The sequence below is a fragment of the Gluconobacter roseus NBRC 3990 genome, assembly GCF_006538885.1.
GTDB lineage: Bacteria > Pseudomonadota > Alphaproteobacteria > Acetobacterales > Acetobacteraceae > Gluconobacter > Gluconobacter roseus.
In genome coordinates this window covers 644434-669808 of record NZ_BJLY01000002.1, presented here as the reverse complement: position 1 = coordinate 669808, position 25375 = coordinate 644434, and the positions used below count along the sequence as shown (strand labels likewise).

Here is a 25375-nt window from a genome sequence, read left to right as displayed (position 1 = left end):
CGCCGGTCCCGAATAGCTCAGTTGGTAGAGCAAGCGACTGTTAATCGCTGGGTCGTAGGTTCGAGTCCTACTTCGGGAGCCGGCCTTTTCAAGGTTGGTTCTGGCCGCAGAAAAAGCTCCCTTTCGGGAGCTTTTTGCGTTTCTGGGCTTACTGTTCCTCCGGGAAGACGTCTTCCAGACGATCCAGCGCCCACAGGCGCGGAAACAGGCGCACCCAGACAGCCGCGACCATGATGGTGCCGACGCCGCCTGCAATGACAGCCGCTTCTGGGCCGATGGCCGTTCCGAGCATCCCGCTTTCAAATTCGCCAAGCTGGTTGCTTGAACCGATGAACAGCGTGTTCACGGCCGAAACGCGACCCCGCATTGAATCCGGTGTGGCTAACTGGATGAGCGAAGAGCGGATCACCACACTGATGACGTCGGATGCTCCCAGAACCATCAGGGCAATGATCGAGAGCCAGACGATGTGGGAGGCTCCAAAGGCGATTGTTGCAATGCCGAAGGCCACCACGGATACGAACATGATGAGGCCTGCGCGACCTTTCAGAGGATAGCGTGACAGCCCCCAGGACATTAGAAGGGCTCCGACGGCCGGAGCTGCACGCAGCATGCCCAGGCCGATCGGACCGACATGCAGGATCCCGTCGGCATAGACCGGCAGCATGGCCGTGGCACCGCCCAGAAGCACGGCAAACAGGTCGAGCGTGATGGCTCCGAGAAGATCGCGGCGGCGGTTCAGGAAAGACAGTCCAGCAAAAACCGAGGCGAACGTGATCGGCTCCTTGGCCAGGACCGTGTGAAGCAGTCGGAGGGACAGTGTGCCTCCGAAAGCGGCGGCAAATCCTGCGGTGGAGAGGCCGTAACAGACGACGGGTCCAATCCCGTAGAGCAGCCCACCCAGACTGGGCCCGACAATCGAAGCCGTCATGAAGAGTGAAGAGAGCAGGGCCTGTGCACGGGGTAACAGGGCAGGTGGTGCGATGGCGGGAAGGAATGCCTGCTGACAGGGCATCTCGAAGCTTCTCAGGACGCCATAGAAGGCCGCAAATGTGTAAATGGCGCCTGTTGTCAGGGCATGGAATGCGGCTGCGAAAGCCAGTGCGCCCGTGGCCAGGATTTCGCAGGCCTGACAGATCAGGACGATGGTGCGCCGGTTGAAGCGGTCTGCGACATGGCCGGCGACGAAGGTCAGGGGGATCATGGGCAGGAACTGGGCGAGGCCCAGATAACCCAGGGATGCCACGTCATGCGTCAGGGCATAGATCTGCCATCCGATGGCGATCGTCATGGTTGTTGCGGAAAGCTGTGAGAAAATTCTTCCGACAATCAGGGACGGAAGGCCGGGGAGGGAGCGCAGGGCCGGATCAATCATTGCGGCACTTTAGGCATTTCCGCATCTCAAGTTTATTGCAAAATTGCGAGACGGAAGGCAGAGGAAGACCATGACAGCCAATCAGACCCCCCAAACCGTTCATTATGCGACCGTCACCTGGGACCAGCTCCATCGTGACGCCCGCCTTCTGGCCGCAACGCTCATGCAGAAGCATGGTCCTTTCCGTGGAATCGTCGCCATTACGCGTGGTGGCCTGATCCCCGCCGCCATTCTGGGCCGCGAAATGGGCTGCCGCCTGATCGAAAGCGTCTCTGTCATCAGCTATGCTGGCGAAGAAGGCACGCAGCACGAGCCCAAGGTCGTCAAGCCGCCTGTGGCCGCCGGTGACGGCGAAGGCTTCCTGATCGTGGATGACCTTGTGGATTCGGGTGTGACTGCCCGTATCGTGCGCGATCTGCTGCCCAAGGCCGTGTTCGCCTGTCTTTATGCCAAGCCTGATGGCAAACCCTTTACCGATCATTTCGTAACGGAAGTTGCACAGGACACCTGGGTGCTGTTTCCGTGGGATACAGCGCCGCTTTTCGTGCCGCCGCTCGTAAGAAGCGAAGGCGAATAAAAAAACCCTCTTGCCTCGGCCGGTCAGACATCCTAGGTTCCGGCCGGTTCGGGGCGTGGCGCAGCCTGGTAGCGCGCTTGTTTTGGGTACAAGAGGCCCCCGGTTCGAGTCCGGGCGCCCCGACCAGTTAACGGCTTTACAGATGCGCCCTTAGCTCAGCTGGATAGAGCAACAGCCTTCTAAGCTGTGGGTCACTGGTTCGAATCCAGTAGGGCGCGCCATCTGCCTGACACGCCCAGTATCATCCCATATTCCTTTAAATTCAGTCTGATGGATTGTTGTCCTGATAGGCTTTCAGAAGAATTTTCTGCATGGCGGCATTAGGCGCGCCTAGAAAGTTCTGCCTGAGGGATGCGTCGTTCCGAATACTCAGCAAACCCCAGGCTGCCGAATGATCCTTGGCGAAAACCACTTCAAGCTGCTCGGCCGCGCAGTCATGAGGGCGGCACATATGTCCCAGAATATAGTTTTTGCCATCAGCGCTGAAATTGCTGACCGGTACGGAAGTCGCGTGAGCCGTGGTGACCCATGATGGTAAGGTCAGCATGGCCTGATAGGCTTGGTGAAACCCGTCTGTTCCGGCCAGCTCCGCTGTCGTCGGGGGCGTGGTTGCCAAAGCGGCGTCACAGGTTGCCAGTGCTAGCATCGCCGGGAGCAGTCTGGATATCCGCATCATTCTACCTTCAGTAGGCATCTACGCTTTTCAGCAGAACACCCTGTTTTTCAAGTTTTTCCAGCGCTGATCCGGGATCGGCTGCAATGCCCCGGCACGCTTCGGGAACGACGTATGTGCAGTATCCGTAATGGCAGGCATCCAGCGCTGTCGCTGCAACGCAGTAATCGAGAGCCAGCCCACAGATGACCACCTGTTCGACCCCGAGACCTCGTAATAACCCGTCCAGCCCGGTGGAAGTTGCGCGGTCGTTATCCAGAAATCCCGAATAGCTGTCCCGGTCCTGCAGCACGCCTTTGCGGATGATGTGAGTCACAGGAGCGGGTGTGAGTGTTTCTGGGAAATCTGCCCCATGAGTGCCTGCGACGCAGTGAGGCGGCCAAGGACCGCTCTGTGCGGTGAAGGAGCAGTGGTTTTCGGGGTGCCAGTCCTGCGTTGCTATGACCGCTCTGAACGGCCGTGTGGCAAGCATGTTGACCGCGTCGAGAATGCAGTCGCCTTCCGGAACGGCAAGAGCGCCGCCGGGCAGGAAATCGTTCTGAATATCGACAAGAATGAGAGCGGAGCGGCTGAGATCGATCATGTCGTGATCTAAGCAGGCTCCGTTAGCCGACGGAAGTCAGTTCAGGCGTGTGACCAGCAACTGGTTGATTCTGAAGCCTTCCACATCGACGACCTCGAACCGGAAACCCGAGGACTGCACGCTGTCGGCCTTACGGGCCATACGGCGCAGGCGGTTCATGACGAAGCCGCCGACCGTATCGAAGTTCTGAGCATCGTCGAACATGGGGATGTCGAGTTCGCGAATGACATCGCCGATGGGGGCGGCGCCGTCGATCAGCCAGGATTTGTCATCGCGGCGGACGATGGCCTGCTCTTCGAACGGGCTGACCAGACCGTCCATCAGCGCGCCCATGATGTCCTTATAGGTGATGAGGCCGACAACCAGACCATATTCATTGACGATCAGGGCGAACCCTGCGGAATGGGCTTCGAACTGGGCCAAGGTTTCCCACAGGTTCAGCGTATCGGGCAGAGACAGGACGTCGCGTCGCATTTTGAAGATCTGGCTGGCGACGGGGGCGAGGCCTGTGCTCTTGGGCTGCGGTTCGTCCACGACGGCCACAAGGACGTCTTCGGCGCGGATGGAGCCGATAACCTTGTCGAGGCCGCCATCGCATAGTGGATAGCGCGAATAGGGGCGTACCCGGACCTTGTCACGCTGGCTTTCCGGAGTTTCCTGCACGTCGAGGAACACGATCTCGTCGCGCGGGGTCATGGCAGAGGTGACGGACCGGTCCTGAAGGCCCAGCACATTCTGGATCATCTGGCGCTCTTCTTCCAGAAGCACACCAGAGGCTGTTCCTGCCGCGAGAATGGCCCGCAGGTCTTCCGGCGTTACGGGCTCGACTGTTGCGGCGGCCGGGATTTTGAGGAGCTTGAGCAGCCAGTCGGAAATTTTCGAGAAGACCAGAACGGCCGGATAAAGAACCTTGAGGGCCACGGCCGGGAACCAGCCGACCTTGAGCGCGATCCGGTCTGGCGCGTTCATGGCAATCCGCTTGGGCAGCAGATCGGCAAACAGGACGAACAGGCCGGTGATCAGGATGAAGGAACAGGCCGAGCCCAGCTTGTCAGCCAGGGAAGGAGCCATTCCCAGAACGCGGAAACCTTCGGCAATCGGGTCGCTCAGCATGGATTCGCTGATGATACCGCCCAGGACGCCAACGGCATTCAGGCAGATCTGAAGGACCGTGATGACCTGACCGCTGTTGCGCCGCAGCTTGAGGAACGCAACGGCCCGTGGGTCTCCCGCTTCCGCCCGGGAGCGCAGACGCACATCGCGTGCTGCGGCAAAGGAAATTTCGGACAGCGAGATCAGCACGGAGACGCCAATCAGCGCGACCGTGGCGACAAGGCCCAGCAGGAGAAGGACAATCTGGTGCTGGGAGGAAGGGGAGATTGACATGCGGGAGGCGTTATACCCTGAAAAAGTGGGATGTTACCAACTTTCTCACGGTTCCGGTTTTGCAGTTCTGTTACAGCCCTGCCAGCACGCGCCACCCGCTTTCATCGACGGTCTCGATCCCGAGTTCAGCAGCTTTTTTGGCCTTGGAGCCAGCCTTTTCGCCCAGGACTACCAGAGACGTCTTCTTGGACACGCTGTCCGTGACCTGTGCGCCCAGACGTTCGGCGATGGCCTTGGCTTCCGGGCGGGTCATGGTGGTCATCGTGCCGGTGAAGACAATGATTTTTCCGGAAAGATGCCCTTCCGACGGGGCTTCTTCGGGAATGATGTCCGTGAGCTCCGAGGCCAGATCGTCGAGGGTTTCGACGTTGTGGCTTTCGGAGAAGAAAGCGGAGAGTTCGTCGGCAATTGCGTCACCCACGCCCATGATTGCACCAAGGGCGGCCCGTTCTTCGGAGTCCGGACGGGCGGCCAGCATGGCGGCGCGCCAGTTCTCGAAGGTCTGATAGTGCCGTGCGAGGAGCTGGGCGTTGCGTTCTCCGATGCGCCGGATGCCGAGGCCGAAAATCAGTCGCGATAAATGGATGGTTCGGCGTTCGTCGATGGCGCGAAGGAGATTGTCCACGGACAGTCTGCCCCAGCCGTCACGCTGGAGCAGGGCATCTTCATGGGTGCGCAGGCGGAAAATGTCGCCGGGCGTGCGAATATAGCCGGCATCGTGAAATTCACGGATGCTGCGCTCGCCAAGACCGTCGATGTCGAAGGCATTGCGCGAGACCATGTGGATCAGGCGCTCAACGACCTGTGCCTCGCAGGTCAGGCCGCCCGTGCAGCGGCGGACTGCTTCTCCGTGCACACGTTCGGCGAGTGACCCGCAGACGGGACAGTGGTCGGGATAAACGAACGGCTCCGAGCGGGGTTCCTCGCTCGGGACGGGTCCAAGGATCTGCGGGATGACGTCACCTGCGCGCTGGAGGCGGACCAGATCGCCGACGCGCACGTCCTTGCGGGCGATTTCGTCTTCATTGTGCAGGGTTGCGCGCGAGACAATGACGCCGCCGACATTAACGGGCTCCAGATGGGCGACCGGTGTCAGGGCGCCCGTGCGGCCGACCTGGATTTCGATTTCCCGCAGGCGCGTGATGGCCTGTTCGGCAGGGAACTTCCAGGCGATGGCCCAGCGGGGCGCACGGCCCACGAAACCGAGGCGGTCCTGCAGACTGATATCGTCCAGTTTGAAGACGATGCCGTCAATGTCGTAATCCAGTCCCGAGCGCTCGCGGGCGAGTTTTTCGACATAGGCCGGAATGTCGCGGGCATGGGCGATCATTTCGGACAGCGGATTGACCGTGAATCCCCAGCTGCGGAGCTTTTCCAGATAGTCCCAGTGCGTGGCGGCTACCGGAGCCGACGTATAGCCCTGTGCATAGGCAAACAGGGACAGCGGACGGCTGCGTGTGATTTCTGCGTCCAGCTGGCGAAGGGAGCCGGCAGCGGCGTTGCGGGGATTGGCGAAAGGCTTGGCGCCGCGGGCAACCTGCTGTTCGTTCAGAGTCAGAAAGCTGCTTTTGGACAGGAAAACTTCGCCGCGGATCTCGATCCGGTCGGGGGCGTCTGCGGGAAGATCGTGTGGAATGTCGTTCAGGGTGAGGAGGTTGACGGTAACGTCCTCGCCTTCGATCCCATCGCCGCGTGTCGTGCCGCGCATGAAGCGGCCATGTTCGTAAGTCAGGCTGATGGACAGGCCGTCGATCTTGGGTTCGGCGACGAACTGAAGGGCCTGCAACCGCTCCTCGTCCAGTCCCAGAAAGCGCCCGACTTTTGAGACGAAGCCGTCGAAGCCTTCGGGGTCGAACACGTTGTCGAGGGACAGCATCGGCACGAGGTGACGATATTTCCCGAAAGCGGAATCGGGGGCCGCACCCACGCGCTGGCTGGCACCACCTTCGGTCCGGAGTTCCGGATGGGCTTCCTCGAGGGCCAGAAGTTCGCGCCGGGCTGCGTCATAGACAGCATCGGACACTTCGGGTTCGTCGCGTCCGTGATAGGCCTCGTCCCACCGCGCGAGGTCTGCTTCGAGTGCGGCATGACGCTCGGCGGCGGATACAGGGGCAGTGGTCATGAAGGATGTCCCAGAAGACTGTCGGCAGCCCCACGGGCTGCGTCCGTAATGGTGTCACCCGCGAGCATTCGGGCGATTTCCTCGCGCCGGGCGTCGTGGGGCAGAGGCTCGGCCAGGGTTTCGGTGCGTTCGTTGCGGACACGCTTGGCGATCCGCAGGTGATGGTCGCCGCGTGCCGCAACCTGCGGGCTGTGGGTGACGACCAGAACCTGCACGTCCTGCGCGACCTTGTGCAGACGGTCGCCGATGGAAGAAGCGGTTGCGCCACCGACGCCGGAATCGACTTCATCGAAGACGAGCGTGCCCACGTCCGAGCGTTCCGCCAGAACCACTTTCAGGGCGAGCATCAGCCGTGAGAGCTCACCGCCGGAGGCCACCTTGGCGAGCGGGCCGGGAGCCTGCCCGGGATTGGCGGCAATCAGGAAGGAGGCCTGCTCCATGCCCTGACTGTTCCAGTGGTCGGGCTCGAGCGGGAGGATCGAGACGATGAAGCGTGCGCGCTCCAGCTTGACGGGTCGCAGTTCGGCGCTGACGGCTTTTTCGAGCTTTTCTGCGGCTTTTTTGCGGGCGGCAGAAAGGGCTCGTGCAGCGTCTTCGTATTCAAGGCGGGCTTCGGTCAGGGCCGTTTCCAGACGGGCCAGTTCGGCGTTTCCGGAATCAAGCGCTGCCAGCCGTCTTTTCAGCTCGACCAGAAAACCGGGGAGTTCTGCGACGGAGACGTTGTGTTTGCGGGCTTCGGCACGGAGCGCGAAAAGGCGTTCTTCCGTTTCTTCCAGCAGACGTGGGTCGCCTTCCGTGTCCGCAGCAAGGCGACTCAGCAGCATTTCGGCTTCGGCCAAGGCTTCCTCGGCTTTTCCGAGCGCATCAAGTGCGTCCTGCGCCTGTGTCTGATGGCTGCCTGCGAGCGTGTCTGTATCCGTCGGTGCCGGCAGCAGTCGCGCGAGGGCACGGCTTGCTGAGCGCAAGGCGGCAGCGGGCGCGGCGGAGCGGCGATCGCGGGGGGTCAGTTCCGACAGCGCGGCTGCCACGGCTTCGCCGCGGCGTTCATCGTGTTGCAGGCTAACGCGCATGGCGGCCAGCGCATCCTCTTCGCCTTCCTGCGGGGCCATGCGTTCGAGGTCATCGACTGTCTGACGCAGCCATTCTTCCTCGCGCGCTGCGGCTTCCATATCGGTGCGCGCAGCCTTTAGAGCAGCTCGAGCCGCTGCCCATTGGCGGAAGCTTCGTGCCGTTTTTTCCCGCAGGGTGGGGGCAATCCCGAAGGCGTCCAGCAGATCGAGATGGGTGCTCTGGTCCGCAAGCCCCATCTGTTCGTGCTGGCCCTGAATTTCCACGAGATAGGCGCCGATACGCCGGAGCAGGCCGACGCCGACCGGCTGGTCGCAGATATAGGCGCGCGAGCGGGCATCCGGAGTGACGATGCGTCGCAGGACGACCGGATCCGATGGGTCTTCGCGGACGATGCCGTGTTCGTCGAGGAGGGCGAAAACGGGATGATCGGCATCGATTTCAAAAATGGCTGACACGCTGGCCTGTGTGGCTCCGGAGCGGACGAGACCACCGCTGGCACGCTCTCCGAGGGCCAGACCCAGACTGTCGAGCAGGATGGATTTGCCGGCACCGGTCTCGCCAGTCAGGACCGTCAGACCGGGGGCGAGAGCAAGATCGAGCTTTTCGATCAGAACGACGTCGCGGATCGAGAGATGTGTCAGCATGACAGCAATGTTGGGCGTGTGACGGCTCGTGTCAAAGGGACACGATCAGAAGACGCTGTGCCACATCCGAGAGAAGAAACCACGATGGTCCGGCTGTCCCGGATGGACGACCGGCTTCTTGAGATCGCTCTTGAGCAGCTTGTTTTCCCGAAGATCATTATAGGCATAACGATACCACTGGCTGTCGGGATAGTTGTAGCCGAGCACGGCGGCGGTCTGATGTGCCTGATCTTTCAGGCCGAGGGCCAGATAGACCTCGACCAGACGCTCAAGGGCCTCAGCGACGTGGTTGGTCGTCTGATAGTCCTGAACGACGCGCTGGTAACGGGTCATGGCCGCTTCGTAGTTACGCTGCTGCTGATACCAGCGGCCAACCAGCATTTCCTTGCCGGCGAGGTGATCGCGGCACAGATCGATCTTCAGCTGGGCGTCACGAGCGTAGGATGTCTGCGGGAAGCGAGTGATGACTTCTTCCAGCGCATCCAAAGCTTCAACCGTGCCCTGCTGGTCACGCTCGACGTTGGCGATCTGCTCGTAATAGCAAAGCGCGCGCAGATAGAAGGCGTAGGCTGCGTCCGGGCTGGTTGGATGCAGCTGGAGATAGCGTTCAAGCTGCTGAACCGAAAGCGCGTATTCGCCCTGAAGATAGTAGGCGTACCCTTCCATCAGCTCGGCGTTACCTGTGAAGCCGGAATAGGGGTAGTTCTGCTGCAGCAGTTCGAACTCACCGCCAGCCAGTTCGTAATGGCCGGTATGAAGGGCGTCGATGCCGTAGTTGTACAGGGTCTCGGCATCGGCGGTTTTGGGAATCGCGGGCTTTTCGTGATGCGAGAACATCGAGCAACCGGAAAGCAGCAGAAATCCGCTGACAGCCGCAGCTCTCAGAATGAAACCACCATTCGTGACCGATGCTTCAAAATGACGCTGAGTGCTGCTTGTCATACCTGCTCTTCCCGTGGAAGCCCGTCTTATATCACGGGAATGCGCTGACGAAAGACCTGCCATGCGTCTCAGGCGGCAACGCGGGCGCGCAGCGTCTTTGTCAGGGTTCTGGGGGAGGTGGTGGGGATGAAACGCCAGTTGGCGGCGTCGGAAAAAACCGTCCGCAAAAGTTTGTTGTTCAGCGTATGCCCGGATTTGTGACCAATAAATCCTGCCTGCATCCTGTGGCCGGCACAGTAAAGATCCCCAATCGCATCGAGTAACTTGTGGCGCGCAAATTCACGCTCGATTTTCAGGCCAGCAGGGTTGAGGATGTTTTCACCGTCCACGACGACAGCATTCTCCAGAGAGCCGCCACGCGCCAGGCCAATACTTTGAAGATATTCGATGTCCTGACGATTGACGAAGGTGCGGCAGAACGCGACTTCTTCGGCAAAGCGCTGCTCATCGAGTTGCATGGCATAACGTTGGTTGCCGATGGCCTGCGCCGCAAAGCTCAGGGAGATGGCCAGTGAAAGACCGCGCTGGGCAGGGCGCAGTTCGGCAAAGGCACCGTTTTCACCTTCGACCCGGACATTGCGCAGGATCTCGATAACCTGCCGGGGTGTCTCCAGGGTGTTGCGGCCAGCGCAGCGGATCAGGAACATGAACGCATCCGACGCCCCATCCAGAACCGGCAGTTCCGGGCCGCTGACCGCAATCAGGACATTGTCGATTTCGCAGGCGTTCAGGGCAGCCATCAGATGTTCGATCGTCGCGACGCGCAGATTGGGATCGGCTTCGCATGCCACGACCGTTGAGAGACGGGTGTCTACGATATGGCTGTACAGGGCCGGAAAAGACGGAGAGCCGGCAATGTCGGAGCGCTGGAACCTGATGCCGGTATTAGCTGGGGCGGGTGACAGCGCCAGATCGACCGTTACGCCGCTATGCAGGGCAATGCCCTGACAGTGGATCGGGTTGGCGAGAGTTGTCTGCAGGTTTTTTAGGCTGCCACGCTCGGGACGGGTGGTCGAGCCGTCGATGCCTGGGACCGTTTCCGGCCGTTTCGCATCAACGCCATGCGCCGTGTTGCCACCATGCGTGGGCGTAACCTGCATAAAGCCTCCGAAAAATCTGGTCTCGGAGACTAGAAAACAGATACCGGGCCGCAGTTCCAGTCAACGATTGTTGCCGGATATTACCCCCTCACCACGAGGGTGAGGGGAGTATGGTTCAGCGCCGCAGATAGGTGGGAATATCCAGATTGGAATCGTCGCCGCCGCTGGAAGGCTGCTCCGGATGCTGGGGCTGCTGCTGCGGGTAGGCCTCACGCGTGCTGGGCTCTGTGCGCTGGGTCGGCTGCGCAGGATGCTGCGGCTGGGGAGGGCGGCTGCGGAATGCACCTGTGACCAGACCGAACAGGCTGCGCGGCGGCTCGGCCTGAGGCGGGGGAGCATGGCGGGAAGGGTCAGAGAACAGGCCGGCACGCGGTGAAGGCTGGTGCGTGCTGTCCTGACGTGGCTGCTGCGCCTCGGAGTTGGCAGCGGGCTGAGCGGCCGGAGCTTCCGGCTGGGGCTGCTGGGGAGCCATGTTCTGAGCCGGAGCCTGCTGGGGATCGATCGCGAAATTCGGGCGTGGCGGTCCACCGGCATAGGTTGAGCCCGGCTGGAAAGACGAGGCTGCTGCAGGCCGGGAAGCAGAATTGTCGCGTGCGGCAGGGGCAGCAGGATTGGCCTGCTGGGCCGGGGTCTGACGCGGCTCGCTCGGAGCGGACGGGTCCTGACGCGGCTGGGTGTCGATGCCGGTTGCGACGACCGAGACGCGGACGCGGCCGTTCAGTTTTTCGTCGATCAGTGCACCGAAAATGATGTTGGCGTCGTCGGCCACTTCCTCACGGATACGGTCTGCGGCAGCGTTGACTTCATACAAGGTCAGGTCTTCGCCGCCGGTGATGTTGATGAGGAGGCCGCGTGCGCCGGCCATCGATGCATCTTCCAGCAGCGGATTGGAGATCGCGCGCTCGGCGGCGAGAATGGCACGGTCTTCCGAGTCTTCCTCACTGGAAGCCTCGCCCGTACCCATCATGGCCTTGCCCATCTCTTCCATCACGGCTTTGACGTCCGCAAAGTCGAGATTGATGAGGCCGGGGGAGACCATGAGATCCGTGATGCCGCGGACGCCCATGTTCAGGACGTTGTCGGCCATCCGGAAGGCTTCGCGGAACGTCGTGTTCTGCGTTGCCGAATTGAACAGGTTCTGGTTCGGGATGACGATCAGCGTGTCGACGTGCTTCTGCAGTTCGGCAATGCCGTTCTCTGCGGCTGTCGTGCGGCGGCGGCCTTCGAAATTGAAGGGCTTGGAGACAACGCCAACCGTCAGGACGCCGCGTTCACGCGCCATGCGCGCGATGACCGGAGCTGCGCCCGTACCCGTACCACCACCCATACCGGCCGTAATGAAGACCAGATTCGCACCTTCAAGCTGTCGGTCGATTTCCTGGGCAGCTTCTTCTGCCGCCTCACGGCCGATTTCCGGCTTTGCACCTGCACCAAGACCACGCGTCAGATGCGGGCCAAGCTGGACGCGGCGTTCGGCTTTCGAATGGGCAAGCTGCTGGGCGTCGGTGTTGGCAACGACGAATTCCACGCCCTTGAGTTCGGATGCGATCATGTTGTCGACGGCATTCGTGCCGCCGCCACCAACACCAATCACCGTAATGCGTGGCGCCAGTTCAACGTGGGAATTCGGAGTGGGAGTAAGGTTTAGTGTCATGATCTGGTCCGGAACTGCATGAAAGCGACAGGTGAGGGCGTTATGATCTGTAGTAGCTTATACATGGTTACGTATGAAGCCTACGAGACGTTTAACAAGTCCGCGAGGTCTTGGTTCGGGAGCGGAAATATCTCCGAAGTCCCGATCCGCACCCGCTGCCCAGGCCAGAAGCCCCGCAGCGGTTGAAAAGCCTGCCGAAGCCGCGGCCGTCTCTGGCAGGCCGTAAATATTCTGGGGTTTCCCCATCCGGACCGGTCGGCCGAGGATGCGGGTTGCGACAGGGACGATTCCTTCCAGCAGCGATGCTCCGCCTGTCAGGACGACCCTGCCATTGGCCAGTCGGCCCAGCCCGGCGTTGTCGAGTGACTGACGAACGAGTTCGAGGGTCTCTTCGATCCGGGGCTGGATGACGGAAATGACTTTGGACCGCTGGAGGCGGACCAGTCGGTCGCTATTCTCGCCGATGAGGGGAACCGACAGGATTTCCCGCTGGTCATCCGAGCCCATCTGGGCCGCGCCATACATCGTCTTGAGACGCTCGGCCGTTTCCAGAGACGTTGAGAGCACACCGGCAATATCGCGCGTGACATGCAGACCGCCGACGCGGATCTGGGCGGTGTGGAGCAGTTTGCCTTCACAGAAAACCGCAAGGGAAGTCGTGCCGCCGCCCATTTCCACGACGGTGACGCCCAGTTCGCGTTCTTCGGCGGCCAGGACGGAGACACCGGAGGCGAACGGGCTTGCGACCAGTCCGTCCAGTTTCAGTTCTGCGTGCTGAAGGACGGCATCGAGCGTGCGAAGCGCACTGGAGTTCATGTCCACCACATGCATACGCGTGGCCAGTTCTTCGCACTGGTGGCCGATTGGGTCTGCGATGCCGGGGATGGAATCAACGACATATCCGATGGGAAGCGTGTGAATGACCTCGCGGCCCTCCATCCAGGCGCGGGCCTGTCCTTCCGCAATCAGGCGCTGCACGTCTCCGGCGGTGACTTCGCGGCCACCAATGGGAATCTGTGCATCCACCAGACGGCTCAGTGGCCGTCCGCAGGACAGATTGACGACGAGCGAATCCATGCGGCGTTCGGCGGCTTCCTCGGCTTGCCCGACGGTGGCGCGGATGGCGGCTTCGGCTTCACGGATGTCGACGATGGACCCAGACCGGATGCCATGGGAACGGCGCCATCCATAACCCAGCACCTGAATGGAACCGTCAGCCTCGCCCTTGCCGATCAGGCAGGTCATCTTGGTCGTGCCGATATCCAGTGCGCCAAAAATTCCCGGACGCCAGGCAATGTTGCGATGTGTCTCTTCCGGTGGAAGCGGGAGGATGTCGCGCGGTACCCGGTTAACGCTGACGTCACGTTCGCCACCGACAGGGATGAGGGACCGGCCCCTGAGACCGCCCCGGCGACGGAATGCCGGAAGATCTGACATGGAGGTGAGGTCATTCATGGCTGTTTCGTGCCGTCTGCTGGTGGTGGAGGTGAGGACGGATCGGTTTTCGCCTTGTCGGGGGCAGGAGCCGGGGCCTGCGGAGGCTGGTGAACGACCATCCGGTCCGGAAGCCGCAGATCAATCGACTGGACCGGACGTTCCAGCAGACGCATGCTCTGCTGATAGCGGGCCAGACGGGTGAATGCCGCGGCTTCCTCGCCTTCAGGCAGCATGACGGTCGTCCCGTCCTTGAGCGTGGCGTTCCAGCGTCGGTTGCCCACGCGGATCAGGGCCGTGACCTGACTTTTGACCAGAGGCTCATGGTTCAGGGCATCAATCACGCTCGCCGCTGCCGTATTCGCGCCTTCGCCGACAACCAGTGGTAACTGGAGAAACGCCTGCGCATTTTTCCCGGTCATGCCCTGATCGGACACTTCTTCTCCCGCCCGGTTGATGGGCATGAAATGACCCCGGTCCTGCCAGACGGCGATTGGAGTCCGCTCGACGAGCGTGATGATGATCGTATCGGGCATGTGCCGTTCGACCGTGGCATGGTCAATAAATGGCAGTTCATCCAGCCTCTGGCGGGCCGCTTCGACGGAAAATCCGAAGATTGGATGACCGATGGAGGTGCCAAGAGCCTCCTCGATCGAGGCTTCGCTTGTCATGCAACGACCGTTGACGACGATGTGGCGGATGGGTAGCGGCTCCATTTCCACCAGACGGGCCCGAAATGGGGCGAAGCGTTCTTCGGAGGCGGCGTCATACAGAAGGCGCATGCCAGCGCCAGCAATTCCCATCACGACCAGAAACACGATTGCAGGCCGGATCAGCCGCCGTTGCCGGCGCCAGAACAGCTTTGCCCGTGACGGACGGTCTTCCTGGGGCGGGAGGGCCCCGGAATAGCGTTCCCGGACAAAATCGTCTCTCTGAAAGGACGGATCCTCCCGCATCAGCGCGTCAGTGCCTCCCGGACCATCCAGTCACACAGTTCCGGATAGGAAATTCCGCAATAGGCGGCCTGTTCAGGCAGCAGGGATGTCGGCGTCATGCCGGGCTGCGTGTTGACCTCGAGGATGACCAGCGTGTCGGTGTCCTCGTCGTAGCGGAAATCCGTTCGGCTCGCGCCCTGACAGCCTAGCGTCTGATGGGCGCGCAGGGCGTAATCGAGCGCCCGCTCCGTCACGGCCTGCGGAAGCTCTGCAGGGACCACGTGACGTGAGCCGCCTGCCTTGTACTTGGCTTCGAAATCGTAGAACGCGGCCGTTTCGCTGGGCAGGATGTCCGTAACGGCCAGAGCCCGGTCTCCCATGACACCTGCGGTCAGTTCGCGGCCGGGAATGAAGCTCTCGACCAGCGCTTCTTTTCCGAAACGCCAGGTCTGTGCAATTTCGGCGCGACGGTTATCTCCCGTCCGCACGATCTCGACACCGACGGAGGAGCCTTCGGCGACGGGCTTGATGACGTAGGGTGTGGGAAGAGGATCGGCTTCGGCCAGCTCTTCAACCGTCACGACGCGTCCCTGTGCAACGGGCAGACCGGCGGCGGCCAGAAGGATACGGGTTGCGCCCTTGTCCATTGCTACGGCCGAGGCGCGGATGCCGGAATGGGTGTAGGGCAGGTCAAGCCATTCCAGAACGCCCTGAATGGCACCGTCTTCGCCACGTGGGCCGTGCAGGGCATTGAAAACGACGTCAGGTGCGGCGGCTTTCAGGCTGGCGATGGTCGTTGCGATATCCGGTCCGACATCGATCGGGGTGACATCGTGCCCTTTTTCGCGCAGCGCCTCGATTGCGGCTTCGCCGCTGACGAGACTGACAGGCCGCTCACTGGATGTTCCCCCCAACAGGACTGCGACCTTCATACCGTCTGTTCTCCTTCGGATTTGCGCCCGATACGTTTGATTTCCCAATGCAGGTCCACGCCGCTCTGTGCCAGCACTTTTTCGCGCACGGTCTCGCCCAGCGTTTCCAGATCCGCGCTGCTGGCCTGTCCCAGATTGAGCAGGAAATTGCAGTGTTTCTCGCTGACCTGCGCATCCCCGATCTGAAGACCACGGCAGCCGGCTTCATCAATGAGCTGCCAGGCCTTGTGGCCGTCGGGGTTACGGAAGGTGGAACCGCCGGTTCGTGCCCGCACGGGCTGCGAGGCCTCACGCGAGGCCCGGATCTCCGCGATGCGGCTGCGGATGGCCTCTGCGTTGTCCGGTGTGCCGCGCAGGCTGGCGCGGATGACCACGCTGCCTTCGGGAAGCTCTGAATGACGATAGGCAAAGCCGAGGTCGTCATGAGACAGGCGACGGAGTTCGCCTTTAGCCGTCAGGATGTCTGCCCATTCGAGAACGACGTTGATATCTGATCCGTAGGCGCCTGCGTTCATGCGGACGGCGCCGCCGATCGAGCCCGGAATGCCGGCCAGAAACTCCAGCCCCGCCAGACCGGCAGCGGCGGCATGTTCGGCCACGGTGATGTCGAGGGCTGCTGCGCCCACGATCAGGCTGTTGTCCTGAACGGTGATGTCTGCAAAGCCGCGCGCCAGACGGATGACCGTACCGGCAATGCCGCCGTCGCGGATGATGACGTTCGAGCACGCACCCAGAACCGTAACCGGTATAGTGGCCGGATTTTCGCGCAGGAAAAGGGCCAGATCATCCTGGTCTTCGGGGACGAACAGCCAGTCCGCCGGGCCGCCCACGCGGAACCAGGCACGGGGGCCGAGCGGGGCGTTCGGGGTCAGTCTGCCGCGCAGGCCTTTGATGGGAAAGTCGCTGCTACCCGTCATGCTGCGCCTTCGGTTGCGGGCTGGCGGTTCAGGGCTTCGAGCTGGGCGGGAAGGGCCTGCGCCCACTGGGTAATGGTGCCGGCGCCAAGGCAGACAACGTAATCGCCCGGCTTGGCGATGGCGTTGATCATTTCTGCCAGATGGGCCGGATCGGGGAGCGGCACGACGGAGCGGTGGCCGCGGTCGCGCAGGCCTTCGACGAGCGCATCGCGGCCCGCGCCTTCGATCGGCGTTTCGCCCGCGGCATAGACGTCGGCCACAATGACCGTGTCGGCATCGTTCATGCAGGTGCAGAACTCGTTGAACAGAACTTTCAGGCGTGAATAGCGGTGCGGCTGCATGACGGCGATCACGTTACGCGCACCGGCCTGACGAGCGGCTTTAAGCACGGCGGCGATTTCAACCGGGTGATGGCCATAATCGTCGATGATGGAAATGCCGTTATATTCGCCCGTGCGCGTGAAGCGGCGCTTGACGCCCTTGAACGTCGTCAGGGCGGACGCGATCACGGAATCGCTGATTTCCATTTCAAGTGCGACGGCGATGGCCGCGAGCGAGTTCAGGACGTTGTGGTGTCCGAGCATCGGCAGGCGGAACGGACCGGCGCGGCGCGAGCGGTTGCGCTGGCGGTTGGTGACCACGACCTCGAATGTCGCGCCGCGCTTGTCCATGACGACCTTCTCGGCGCGGATATCGGCCTGCGGGCTGAAGCCGTAGGTGATGACGCGATGATCGGACAGGCGCGGAATCATTTGCTGCACCTGCGGGTGATCCACACACAGGACCGCAAAGCCGTAGAACGGAATGTTCGAGACGAACTGGTCGTAACCGGCCTGCATGGCCTCTTCCGTGCCCCAGTGATCCAGATGTTCCGGATCCATGTTTGTCACGACGGCGATCACGGCAGGCAGACGGAGGAAGGAGCCATCGCTCTCATCAGCCTCGACGACCATCCAGTCGCCCGAACCCATGCGTGTGTTGGTGCCGTAGGCCTCGATAATGCCGCCATTGATGACGGTCGGGTCCAGACGGGCATGCTCAAGCACGCAGGCCACGAGGCTGGTCGTGGTCGTTTTGCCGTGTGTGCCGCCGATGGCGACGGACCAGCGCAGGCGCATCAGTTCGGCCAGCATTTCCGCACGTCGCACGACCGGGATGAGCTTGGCGCGGGCGGCTACGACTTCCGGATTGTCCTTTTTCACGGCTGTCGAGGTCACGACAACCTGCGCGTCGCCCAGATTGGCGGCATCATGGCCGATATGCACGACAATTCCGGCCTGGCGCAGGCGCTGTACATTGGCGCCCTCGGCGATATCGGAACCCTGCACCTTGTAGCCCAGCATGTGCAGGACTTCGGCAATGCCGGACATGCCGATGCCGCCGATACCGACGAAGTGAATGGTTCCGATGTTCAGGGGCAGGGCGCGCATGGGGCAGGTACTCTTGGGCAGGAACGAAAAAACAGGGATCAGGACCGCAGGGCGGATTCAATCAGATCAGCGACTTTTGCGGCAGCATGAGGGCGCGCGCACAGATGAGCGGCTTTTGCTGCGTTTTCGAGCTTTTCGGGATGGGAAAACATGTCTGTCAGCAGAGCCGTCAGGGCTGGGGGCGTGAAATCGGGCTGTCGGATCATCCAGGCCGCACCGGCATCGACGAGCGCCTGACCATTCGCGCCCTGTTCATCAGATGCTGCGATGGGCAGTGGCACCAGAATGGATGGCAGACCGGCCATGGCCAGTTCCGCAACCGAAGAACCGCCTGCGCGTCCGATCACGAGGTGGGCGTTTTTCAGACAGGCCGGAACATCCGTGAAGAAGGGGGCGGCTTCAACTTCGATCCCCGCGTTTTCGTAGATGGCGCGGACAGGGACCAGATCATCTGCCTTGATCTGCTGTGTGACTTTCAGGCGTTTGCGGAATTCTTCAGGAAGGGCAGCCAGCGCCCGCGGCACGATTTCGGAGAACACGCGTGCGCCTAGGGAGCCACCCCAGACCAGAAGATTGATCCTGTCTTCGGGCGGGACATAGACATGACCGAACAGCGCCTCGATGCCCGCGCGGACAGGCATGCCGGTCAGTGTCGTCTGCGCGTTTTTGGGAAGTCGGGCGATCTTCGCATAGGATGTGGCGATCAGCGGAGAAAAGCGGGATAGGAAGGCATTGGCCTGCCCGAGCACGGCATTGCCTTCATGGATGACCATCTGCGGACGCTTTGCCGATGGCAGAAGGCGCGATGCGGTCAGAGGCGGGATGGACGGATAGCCACCGAAACCCACAACAGCGGCGGCATCAAGCGTGTTCAGGATCCGTCGTGCTTCCATCATGCCGCGCAGCAGGGCCGTTACGCCGCGGATTTTTGCGCCAAGACCTTTGCCAGCCACGCCCGCGCCATCCAGCACATATTGCGGACGGTCTTTGAAAAGACCGGTCTCACGGCGTCCATGCCGGGCGTCCGTCATCAGGACAAGGTCGTGACCCCGTTTCGCAAGCACGGTTGCGACGGCTTCGGCCGGGAAGAAATGTCCGCCCGTGCCACCGGCGGCGATAACGATGGGGCGGCTCACGGCGCGTTCCTCTCAAACAATGGGGCCTGTCCGTATGGGGCGGAGGCTCTCTGACCGATCCTGCTCTGGCCGACATGATGGCGTGTCAGGGCCAGAACCATACCCATGGTCAGGGCCACCGACATTGCCGAACTGCCGCCATAGGAGATGAAAGGCAGGGTCATGCCCTTTGTCGGGATCAGATGCAATGTCGAACCCATGTTGACGAAAGCCTGAAGGCCAAAGCCTGTCACCAGACCGGCAGTGGAGACGATGACGAACGGGTCGTCCTCATGCATCAGCTTGAGGAGGGTGCGCAGAACGATGACACCGAAAAGCAGGATGATGCCGATGCACAGGATCAGGCCGTATTCTTCACCTGCAACCGCAAAGACGAAGTCGGCATGGGCATCAGGCAGCAGATCTTTCACGCGGCCTTCACCGGGTCCCCTGCCGAGCAGGCCGCCATTTCCGAAAGCGCGAAGAGCGGTGTCGATCTGGTAGTGGTCACCCACATCGGGATGCAGGAAGCGCTGCACGCGGGACTGCACATGCGGAAAGACGATGTAGGCGATTGCAAAGGCGCCCGCCATGCCGGCCACGCACAGTCCGACCCAGTAGAGCTTGAGGCCATCCACGAAAAGCTGGGTCATGAAGACCATCGTGATGACGGACAGCATTCCGATATCTGGCTGGGATTTCAGCAGAACCAGAATGAACCCGAAGCACAGGAAGGCCACCAGCATGCCGGGGAAAGCGATATTGCCCCACATCACGACGGAACGGCGCGCGGAAAGCAGCCAGCCGGTTACAACCGCAAAGCAAGGCTTGAGGAACTCGGAAGGCTGGACCGACATCATCGGCAGCGCAATCCAGCGGCGCGCGCCTTTGATTTCCATGCCGTGCACCAGCGTCATGGCCGTGGCGCCGAGCGCTATGATGCCGCCGATGATCGCGAGTTTCTTGATGGCCTGCCGGGACAGATAGGACGTTCCAAGCACGATCGCTCCGGCCAGCGCCAGAAAGATCACCTGCTTGAGAATGAACATGTTGCGCGAGGCACCGATGCGGGATGCCACGGCCGGACTGGCCGCAAGCATCAGGACGTAGCCGAGCCCGATCAGCAGGCCAACGCAGGCAAGCGTCACACGGTCCAGATTACGCCACCAGCGGGCAACGGCAGAAGTCTCGACACGGGACAGTCCCGACATGGTGTCAATCCTCCTGCTTTTGCGTGAGCGTGGCGCCCGAATGGCCTGATTTCACAATATTATCGCAAATCTGAAGGAAGTGTGACCCTCGATGCTCGAAACTGCGAAATTGATCGAAACTTGCACAGGCGGGTGAGAGCAGGACGACGGGAATATTTTCGTGGCGAGCGGCTTCGAACGCTTCCGGAACAGCCTTTTCCAGCGTTCCGCACTGCTGAAAGGGAACGCCATGCGTTTCCAGCGTCGCGGCCAGAACGTCCGCATCCTGTCCGATCAGAAAAGCCTGCGCGATGTGATCGAAAAAGGGCGCAAGACTTTCGATGCCACCGGCTTTTGCAACGCCGCCCGCAATCCACATGACTTTGTCATAGGCGGCGAGAGCCTTGGACACGGCCTCAGCGTTCGTGGCCTTGCTGTCGTTGATGAAAGAGACGCCATCGCATTCCGCGACTTTCTGCAGGCGATGTTCCAGACCGGGAAAGGATTTCAGACCCGTCCGGATTGCCGCATCATCAAGGCCGAGATGGCGCGCAATGGCCAGGGCCGCGCCGACATTCTGGGCATTATGCCGCCCAGGAAGGGCGGGGCCGTCGTAAGGAGGCAGGGCGTCTGCGTCCAGTTCAACGACCTGTACACCGCGTGATGCAACCTGTGAGGCGATGGCGCAGCACCAGTCATCATCCATGCCGATCACGGCCAGATCGTCCGGGCCCATATTGTCGAAAACATGAGCCTTGGCGGCGGCATAGCCTGCCATATCGCCGTGACGGTCCAGATGGTCGGGGGTCAGGTTCAGCAGGCAGGCGGCGTTCGCGTGGAAACGGTCCAGCCGTTCGAGCATGTAGGACGACATTTCGATGACGTAGACGCCGTCATCGGGCAGGAGCGGTAATGCCAGCGATGCCGTGCCCAGATTGCCACCTGCCGCGCAGGGACGCCCGGCCGTCGTAAAAAGATGGGCGATCAGCGCCGTTGTCGTCGATTTCCCGTTCGTTCCTGTGACTGCGACGAACGCAGCCTTTGAGCCGGATTTGCGGATGGCGCGATACAGGATCTCGGCATCGGACAGGATCTGGATTCTCTGGACCCGGGCGAGGTCCGCGACGGGATGGGCTTTGGGCAGCAGATGGGGAATGCCGGGGGACAGGATGAGGGCCGTCATGCCGGACAGGTCGGTCAGGGGGGCGACTGTCAGGTTCGGCTGCGCGGGAAGATCGGCATTGCGGTCATCCCAGGCCTGAACCTCTGCGCCCATCCCGAGCAGCGCCTGCACAACGGCTGTGCCATTGCGCCCCAGACCGCAGACGGCATAACGCTCGCCTGCGAGGAGGTCGGACGGAAAGCCGCTCATCGCAGTTTCAGCGTCGCCAGACCGCACAGGCCCAGCACGATGGAGACGATCCAGAACCGGATCACGATTTTTGGCTCCTGCCAGCCCTTTTTCTCAAAATGGTGGTGCAGCGGCGCCATCAGGAACACGCGCCGGCCCGTCCGCTTGAACCAGAAGATCTGGATCACGACCGACAGGGTTTCGGCAACGAAAACGCCGCCCACGATGCACAGGACGAGTTCATGCTTGGTGGCGACGGCCACGGCTCCGAGAGCCCCGCCGAGGGACAGGGAGCCGGTATCGCCCATGAAGACGGCGGCTGGCGGAGCGTTGAACCACAGGAATCCGAGGCCTGCGCCGATCAGGGCCGCGCAGAAGACCGCGAGTTCGCCCGTACCCGGAACCGGATGGAGCTGCAGGTAGTCGGCGAAGACGTGGTTGCCGACCAGATAGGAGATCAGGGCGAAGACCAAAGCTGCGATCACGACCGGGACGATGGCCAGACCGTCCAGACCGTCCGTGAAGTTCACGGCGTTACCGAAGCCGGTGATGGTGATCATCGCAAAGATCGGGAAAGCGTAGCCCAGCGGAAGCAGCACGTCCTTGACGAACGGAAAGGCGACCATGTTGCGCAGTTCCGGCGGCGTCAGGGACTGGAGCCAGATCCCGGCGATCAGCGACGCCAGAAACTCGCAGCCCAGCCGGGTGCGCTTGGACACGCCGGTCGTATTGCGTTTGGAGAGCTTCAGGTAGTCATCGGCAAAGCCGACCGCCCCAAAGACTGCCGTCGTCAGCATGACCGCCCAGACAAACCCGTTCGTCAGATCGGCCCAGAGCAGCGTTGCCGAGAACGGCGCGATCAGGATCAGCATGCCGCCCATTGTGGGCGTGCCGGCCTTTTCCAGAATGTGCCGCTCGGGGCCCACGGTGCGGATTGGCTGGCCTTCGCGCTGGATCCGTTTGAGCTGTGCGATGAAGGGATTGCCCAGTGCCAGCGAGATGACCAGTGCCGTCAGGCAGGCGCAGCCCGAACGGAACGTCAGGTAATGGAACAGGTTGAAGAACCCGCCATGGGACGTGTCATGGGCGGCGATGAGATTGAAAAGCATCAGGCAGAAACCGGGCTGGAAGCGTTGTCGAGGACTGAGATCACGTCACGCATCCGGCTGCCGAAGCTGCCTTTCACGAGCAGGAGATCACCGGGGCGAAGGGCGTTGAGCAGAAGGGGCGCCAGAGAGGCGGCGTCAGCGGCGTATCCGCCCTGAAGCTCGGAGGGAAGCGCGTCATAGAGCGCGCGCATATGAGGGCCGCAGCAGAAGGCGATGGCTCTGGCGTTCTGAACGGCGTCTGCCAGCGAACGGTGTTCGGCATCGGCAAAGGTGCCGAGTTCGCGGATGTCCCCCAGGGCCGCGATGTGCCGCTGGGCCGGAAGCAGCGCGAGGGTCGCCAGTGCCGCACGCACGCTGGGCGTGGACGCATTATAGCTTTCGTCCAGAAGGCGCACGTCGTTCAGGATTGTGCGCATCTGTCCGCGTCCGGCACCCGGCACGAAGTTCTGCAGCGCGCTGGCGGCAACGGAGACGTCTTCATCCAGAGCTGCAACCGCGCCAAGGGCCAGAGCGGCATTGCGGACGAGATGCTCTCCCGGTGCCGTCAGCGTCACGTTCTGGATGCCAGATGGCAGATGCAGCGTAAAATGGCTGCCGCCTGCCGAGCAGTGCAGATTTTCGATGCGGAGCTGTGCCGTCTCGGAGAAGCCCGAACGCCACAGGGTACATCCTGCGGGTAGGGCTGTCTGGAAATGCTCCTGACCGGCTGCGTCGTCAGGGACGATGGCAATTCCCTTGTCCGAAAGCGCGCCGAACAGGTCGGATTTTTCCTGCGCAATCGCCTCGATGCTGCCCATATGGCCGAGATGTGCTGTGCCGATCGTGGTGATGATGGCCACATCGGGCCGGACCTGAGCAGCGAGGGGGGCAATTTCCCCGACATGGTTCATGCCGATTTCGCTGATGCAGAACCGGGCGTCCTGCGGCAGGCGGGCCAGCGTCAGAGGCACGCCCCAGTGATTGTTGTAGGAAGCGACGGCGGCATGCGTCGGGCCGATGGCGGACAGGGCGACTTTCAGCATGTCCTTGGTCGTCGTCTTGCCGACACTTCCGGTGATGGCGAAGACTTTTCCGCGAAAACGCGCGCGCGCATAGCGGCCCAGATCCACAAGGGCAGTCATGGTGTCAGGAACGATCAGAAGGCGCGGATCGTCCAGACCGGCCGTGTCATGCACAAGCGCGCAGGCGGCACCTTTCTCCAGAGCCTGCTGGACATGAGCATGGCCGTCGCTCGTCTCGCCACGCAGGGCGATGAACAGGTCACCGGGTGTCAGTGTTCGGGTGTCGATCGAGATGCCTGTGACCTGGACGTCGGCGTTCAGTGTTCCGCCTGTCGCGGCCCGAAGGTCCGCACTGTTCCACAGAACGCTCATGCTGCACCTGCCAGTTCACGAATGACGAGACGGTCATCGAAGGGCAGGATTTCCGTGCCGACGATCTGACCCTGCTCATGTCCCTTGCCGGCCACGACAAGGATATCGCCGGGCTTCAGAGCCTCAAGTCCTGCTGCGATGGCGCTGCGACGGTCCGCGATTTCGAGTGCGTCCGGGCATGCCGCCAGGATTTCGGAGCGGATGGAAGCGGGTTCTTCCGTGCGGGGGTTGTCGTCCGTTACGATTGCCAGATCCGCCATCCGCGCGGCGACTGCACCCATGAGCGGGCGCTTGCCGCGGTCGCGGTCGCCGCCTGCGCCGAAGACCACGACCAGACGCCCTGCCGTATGCGGGCGCAGGCTGGACAGAACGCAGTCGAGCGCATCAGGGGTGTGGGCGTAATCGACATAGGCTGCGGCGCCGTTGGGGAGCGCAACGGCCCGTTCGCATCGGCCGTGAACGCCTGTCAGATGTGGCAGAAGGCTGAGAACTTCCAGCGCTTCGGCATCGTCGTTCCAGCACATGGCCGCTGCGAGCATGACATTGTCAGCCTGAAAGCGGCCGGGAAGGGCGAGAGTGATTTCGGACAGTTCTTTGCCGTGCAGTGCCAGACGTAGGATCTGCCCTGATGGTGTGGGACGAGCTTCGATCAGCCGGAGGGTTGTTCCGTTCTGTCCGACACTGCGCAGCTTCAGGCCACGTCGGTCCGCAATGGCTTTCAGGGCCGCAGACGTCTCGGTATCCATATCGGCGTTGACGGCTGCAATGCCACCTGCCGGGAGAACGTCTTCAAACAGGCGCAGCTTTGCTGTTCGGTAGGCTTCGAGAGTCAGGTGATAATCGAGATGGTCGCGTGTCAGGTTGGAGAATCCGGCCGCTGTCAGCGTGATGCCGTCCAGACGGTGTTGTTCCAGCCCGTGCGAAGACGCCTCGAGCGCGACATGTTCAACGCCTTTGTCGGCCAGAGCGGCGAGTGTGCTGGAAAGCGAAACGGGATCGGGTGTTGTCAGGCTGGGCGGTGGCGGGACGTCCGTGTCGGAAATCAGGCCCAGCGTTCCCAGACTGGCGGCGCGGTGTCCCTGAAGGACCCAGAGCTGGCGCAGTAAATCGGCTGTGCTGCTTTTGCCGTTCGTGCCGGTGATCGCCGCGATGCAGGAGGGCTGCGGACCGGCAAGGGCGGAGGCCATGCAGGCCAGAAGATGCTTGGCATCCGGACACACGATCACAGGGGTTGCGGCATCCAGCTCGGCAGTCTCATGATCCACGATGACCGCCGCAGCACCTTGTGACAGGGCCTGTGCGATGAAAGCACTGCCATCCTGCTTTACCCCGCGCAGGGCGAAGAAGAGCGTAGCCGGACCGGCTCTGCGGCTATCGGCTGTTACGGACAGGATGTCTGGATCGTCCGTCAGAGGCTGGGACGTACCGCAGAGGGCAAAAAGCTGGGAGAGGCGCATCAAAC

21 protein-coding genes and 3 tRNA genes are annotated in these 25375 nt (G+C 61.9%); 4 read left to right on the top strand and 20 right to left on the bottom strand.

The window, feature by feature from the left end:
• Positions 1-6 precede the first annotated feature (6 nt).
• Positions 7-79, top strand: a tRNA-Asn gene (locus tag GRO01_RS07065).
• Positions 80-148: 69 nt separating this feature from the next.
• Here GRO01_RS07065 and GRO01_RS07060 read toward each other — a convergent pair.
• Positions 149-1375: an MFS transporter gene (locus GRO01_RS07060; RefSeq protein ID WP_062510022.1), complete on the bottom strand. Its 1227-nt coding sequence runs from the start codon at positions 1373-1375 to the stop codon at positions 149-151.
• Between the two features lie 70 nt (positions 1376-1445).
• On the opposite strand from GRO01_RS07060, the gene gpt reads away from it, so the two are divergent.
• The 3 genes from gpt (at position 1446) to GRO01_RS07045 (ending at position 2173) form a co-directional block, all read left to right on the top strand.
• Positions 1446-1952, top strand: a complete 507-nt coding sequence (gene gpt / locus GRO01_RS07055) for a xanthine phosphoribosyltransferase (RefSeq protein WP_062510024.1) — start codon at positions 1446-1448, stop codon at positions 1950-1952.
• A 49-nt stretch (positions 1953-2001) separates the two neighbouring features.
• A tRNA-Pro gene (locus tag GRO01_RS07050) sits at positions 2002-2078 on the top strand.
• 18 nt (positions 2079-2096) lie between these two features.
• Positions 2097-2173 (top strand) — tRNA-Arg (locus tag GRO01_RS07045).
• A 41-nt stretch (positions 2174-2214) separates the two neighbouring features.
• Here GRO01_RS07045 and GRO01_RS07040 read toward each other — a convergent pair.
• The 19 genes from GRO01_RS07040 to GRO01_RS06950 all read right to left on the bottom strand — a co-directional run bounded on the left by GRO01_RS07040 (position 2215) and on the right by GRO01_RS06950 (position 25370).
• Positions 2215-2628: an Ivy family c-type lysozyme inhibitor gene (locus tag GRO01_RS07040; RefSeq protein ID WP_231490344.1), complete on the bottom strand. Its 414-nt coding sequence runs from the start codon at positions 2626-2628 to the stop codon at positions 2215-2217.
• Between the two features lie 7 nt (positions 2629-2635).
• Complete coding sequence (locus GRO01_RS07035; RefSeq protein WP_062510027.1) at positions 2636-3208, bottom strand: isochorismatase family protein; 573 nt, start codon at positions 3206-3208, stop codon at positions 2636-2638.
• 36 nt (positions 3209-3244) lie between these two features.
• Positions 3245-4594 (bottom strand): hemolysin family protein, encoded by a 1350-nt coding sequence (locus GRO01_RS07030; protein WP_062510029.1) that lies wholly within the window; start codon positions 4592-4594, stop codon positions 3245-3247.
• A 70-nt stretch (positions 4595-4664) separates the two neighbouring features.
• The gene (ligA, locus tag GRO01_RS07025; protein ID WP_062510032.1) at positions 4665-6716 is read right to left on the bottom strand and encodes an NAD-dependent DNA ligase LigA; all 2052 of its coding nucleotides are present in this window, start codon (positions 6714-6716) and stop codon (positions 4665-4667) included.
• Positions 6713-8431, bottom strand: a complete 1719-nt coding sequence (gene recN / locus GRO01_RS07020) for a DNA repair protein RecN (RefSeq protein ID WP_062510034.1) — start codon at positions 8429-8431, stop codon at positions 6713-6715. Before recN ends, ligA begins: the two co-directional genes overlap by 4 nt.
• A 45-nt stretch (positions 8432-8476) precedes the next feature.
• On the bottom strand, positions 8477-9373 hold the full coding sequence (locus GRO01_RS07015) for an outer membrane protein assembly factor BamD (RefSeq protein ID WP_062510036.1): 897 nt from the start codon (positions 9371-9373) through the stop codon (positions 8477-8479).
• 68 nt (positions 9374-9441) lie between these two features.
• On the bottom strand, positions 9442-10473 hold the full coding sequence (gene lpxC, locus GRO01_RS07010; protein ID WP_062510038.1) for a UDP-3-O-acyl-N-acetylglucosamine deacetylase: 1032 nt from the start codon (positions 10471-10473) through the stop codon (positions 9442-9444).
• A gap of 115 nt (positions 10474-10588) precedes the next feature.
• On the bottom strand, positions 10589-12127 hold the full coding sequence (gene ftsZ, locus GRO01_RS07005; RefSeq protein ID WP_062510039.1) for a cell division protein FtsZ: 1539 nt from the start codon (positions 12125-12127) through the stop codon (positions 10589-10591).
• A 57-nt stretch (positions 12128-12184) separates the two neighbouring features.
• Positions 12185-13582 (bottom strand): cell division protein FtsA, encoded by a 1398-nt coding sequence (gene ftsA, locus GRO01_RS07000; RefSeq protein ID WP_062510041.1) that lies wholly within the window; start codon positions 13580-13582, stop codon positions 12185-12187.
• Positions 13579-14517, bottom strand: a complete 939-nt coding sequence (locus tag GRO01_RS06995; protein ID WP_062510043.1) for a cell division protein FtsQ/DivIB — start codon at positions 14515-14517, stop codon at positions 13579-13581. The genes ftsA and GRO01_RS06995 overlap by 4 nt, the downstream gene beginning before the upstream one ends.
• A complete protein-coding gene (locus GRO01_RS06990; RefSeq protein WP_062510044.1) occupies positions 14517-15428 on the bottom strand; it encodes a D-alanine--D-alanine ligase in 912 nt (303 codons plus the stop codon). The genes GRO01_RS06995 and GRO01_RS06990 overlap by 1 nt, the downstream gene beginning before the upstream one ends.
• A complete protein-coding gene (murB, locus tag GRO01_RS06985) occupies positions 15425-16345 on the bottom strand; it encodes a UDP-N-acetylmuramate dehydrogenase (RefSeq protein WP_062510046.1) in 921 nt (306 codons plus the stop codon). Before murB ends, GRO01_RS06990 begins: the two co-directional genes overlap by 4 nt.
• Positions 16342-17775, bottom strand: a complete 1434-nt coding sequence (gene murC, locus GRO01_RS06980) for a UDP-N-acetylmuramate--L-alanine ligase (RefSeq protein ID WP_062449601.1) — start codon at positions 17773-17775, stop codon at positions 16342-16344. Before murC ends, murB begins: the two co-directional genes overlap by 4 nt.
• 38 nt (positions 17776-17813) lie before the next feature.
• Positions 17814-18911 (bottom strand): undecaprenyldiphospho-muramoylpentapeptide beta-N-acetylglucosaminyltransferase, encoded by a 1098-nt coding sequence (murG, locus tag GRO01_RS06975; protein ID WP_062510048.1) that lies wholly within the window; start codon positions 18909-18911, stop codon positions 17814-17816.
• Positions 18908-20101: an FtsW/RodA/SpoVE family cell cycle protein gene (locus GRO01_RS06970; RefSeq protein WP_062510049.1), complete on the bottom strand. Its 1194-nt coding sequence runs from the start codon at positions 20099-20101 to the stop codon at positions 18908-18910. The genes murG and GRO01_RS06970 overlap by 4 nt, the downstream gene beginning before the upstream one ends.
• Positions 20102-20105: 4 nt before the next feature.
• Complete coding sequence (murD, locus tag GRO01_RS06965) at positions 20106-21452, bottom strand: UDP-N-acetylmuramoyl-L-alanine--D-glutamate ligase (protein ID WP_062510051.1); 1347 nt, start codon at positions 21450-21452, stop codon at positions 20106-20108.
• Positions 21449-22540, bottom strand: coding sequence for a phospho-N-acetylmuramoyl-pentapeptide-transferase (mraY, locus tag GRO01_RS06960; protein WP_062510053.1), 1092 nt, complete (start codon positions 22538-22540; stop codon positions 21449-21451). Before mraY ends, murD begins: the two co-directional genes overlap by 4 nt.
• Positions 22540-23913 carry a UDP-N-acetylmuramoyl-tripeptide--D-alanyl-D-alanine ligase gene (locus GRO01_RS06955; RefSeq protein WP_062510055.1) on the bottom strand — a complete coding sequence of 458 codons (1374 nt, stop codon included), beginning with the start codon at positions 23911-23913 and terminating at the stop codon, positions 22540-22542. The genes mraY and GRO01_RS06955 overlap by 1 nt, the downstream gene beginning before the upstream one ends.
• Positions 23910-25370 (bottom strand): UDP-N-acetylmuramoyl-L-alanyl-D-glutamate--2,6-diaminopimelate ligase, encoded by a 1461-nt coding sequence (locus GRO01_RS06950; protein ID WP_062510057.1) that lies wholly within the window; start codon positions 25368-25370, stop codon positions 23910-23912. Before GRO01_RS06950 ends, GRO01_RS06955 begins: the two co-directional genes overlap by 4 nt.
• Between the last annotated feature and the right edge of the window lie 5 nt (positions 25371-25375).

What these genes read in the sequence shown, in the direction of transcription:
- GRO01_RS07060 (WP_062510022.1), bottom strand. Translation starts at nt 1,375, where the DNA reads ATGATTGATCCGGCCCTGCGCTCCCTCCCCGGCCTTCCGTCCCTGATT.
- lpxC (WP_062510038.1), bottom strand. Translation starts at nt 10,473, where the DNA reads ATGCAGGTTACGCCCACGCATGGTGGCAACACGGCGCATGGCGTTGAT.
- GRO01_RS07040 (WP_231490344.1), bottom strand. Translation starts at nt 2,628, where the DNA reads ATGATGCGGATATCCAGACTGCTCCCGGCGATGCTAGCACTGGCAACC.
- GRO01_RS06990 (WP_062510044.1), bottom strand. Translation starts at nt 15,428, where the DNA reads ATGAAGGTCGCAGTCCTGTTGGGGGGAACATCCAGTGAGCGGCCTGTC.
- mraY (WP_062510053.1), bottom strand. Translation starts at nt 22,540, where the DNA reads ATGCTTTTCAATCTCATCGCCGCCCATGACACGTCCCATGGCGGGTTC.
- GRO01_RS07035 (WP_062510027.1), bottom strand. Translation starts at nt 3,208, where the DNA reads ATGATCGATCTCAGCCGCTCCGCTCTCATTCTTGTCGATATTCAGAAC.
- murD (WP_062510051.1), bottom strand. Translation starts at nt 21,452, where the DNA reads ATGAGCGGCTTTCCGTCCGACCTCCTCGCAGGCGAGCGTTATGCCGTC.
- GRO01_RS06950 (WP_062510057.1), bottom strand. Translation starts at nt 25,370, where the DNA reads ATGCGCCTCTCCCAGCTTTTTGCCCTCTGCGGTACGTCCCAGCCTCTG.
- GRO01_RS06955 (WP_062510055.1), bottom strand. Translation starts at nt 23,913, where the DNA reads ATGAGCGTTCTGTGGAACAGTGCGGACCTTCGGGCCGCGACAGGCGGA.
- GRO01_RS07015 (WP_062510036.1), bottom strand. Translation starts at nt 9,373, where the DNA reads ATGACAAGCAGCACTCAGCGTCATTTTGAAGCATCGGTCACGAATGGT.
- ftsZ (WP_062510039.1), bottom strand. Translation starts at nt 12,127, where the DNA reads ATGACACTAAACCTTACTCCCACTCCGAATTCCCACGTTGAACTGGCG.
- ftsA (WP_062510041.1), bottom strand. Translation starts at nt 13,582, where the DNA reads ATGAATGACCTCACCTCCATGTCAGATCTTCCGGCATTCCGTCGCCGG.
- GRO01_RS07030 (WP_062510029.1), bottom strand. Translation starts at nt 4,594, where the DNA reads ATGTCAATCTCCCCTTCCTCCCAGCACCAGATTGTCCTTCTCCTGCTG.
- ligA (WP_062510032.1), bottom strand. Translation starts at nt 6,716, where the DNA reads ATGACCACTGCCCCTGTATCCGCCGCCGAGCGTCATGCCGCACTCGAA.
- recN (WP_062510034.1), bottom strand. Translation starts at nt 8,431, where the DNA reads ATGCTGACACATCTCTCGATCCGCGACGTCGTTCTGATCGAAAAGCTC.
- GRO01_RS06970 (WP_062510049.1), bottom strand. Translation starts at nt 20,101, where the DNA reads ATGTCGGGACTGTCCCGTGTCGAGACTTCTGCCGTTGCCCGCTGGTGG.
- murC (WP_062449601.1), bottom strand. Translation starts at nt 17,775, where the DNA reads ATGCGCGCCCTGCCCCTGAACATCGGAACCATTCACTTCGTCGGTATC.
- murB (WP_062510046.1), bottom strand. Translation starts at nt 16,345, where the DNA reads ATGACGGGTAGCAGCGACTTTCCCATCAAAGGCCTGCGCGGCAGACTG.
- gpt (WP_062510024.1), top strand. Translation starts at nt 1,446, where the DNA reads ATGACAGCCAATCAGACCCCCCAAACCGTTCATTATGCGACCGTCACC.
- GRO01_RS06995 (WP_062510043.1), bottom strand. Translation starts at nt 14,517, where the DNA reads ATGCGGGAGGATCCGTCCTTTCAGAGAGACGATTTTGTCCGGGAACGC.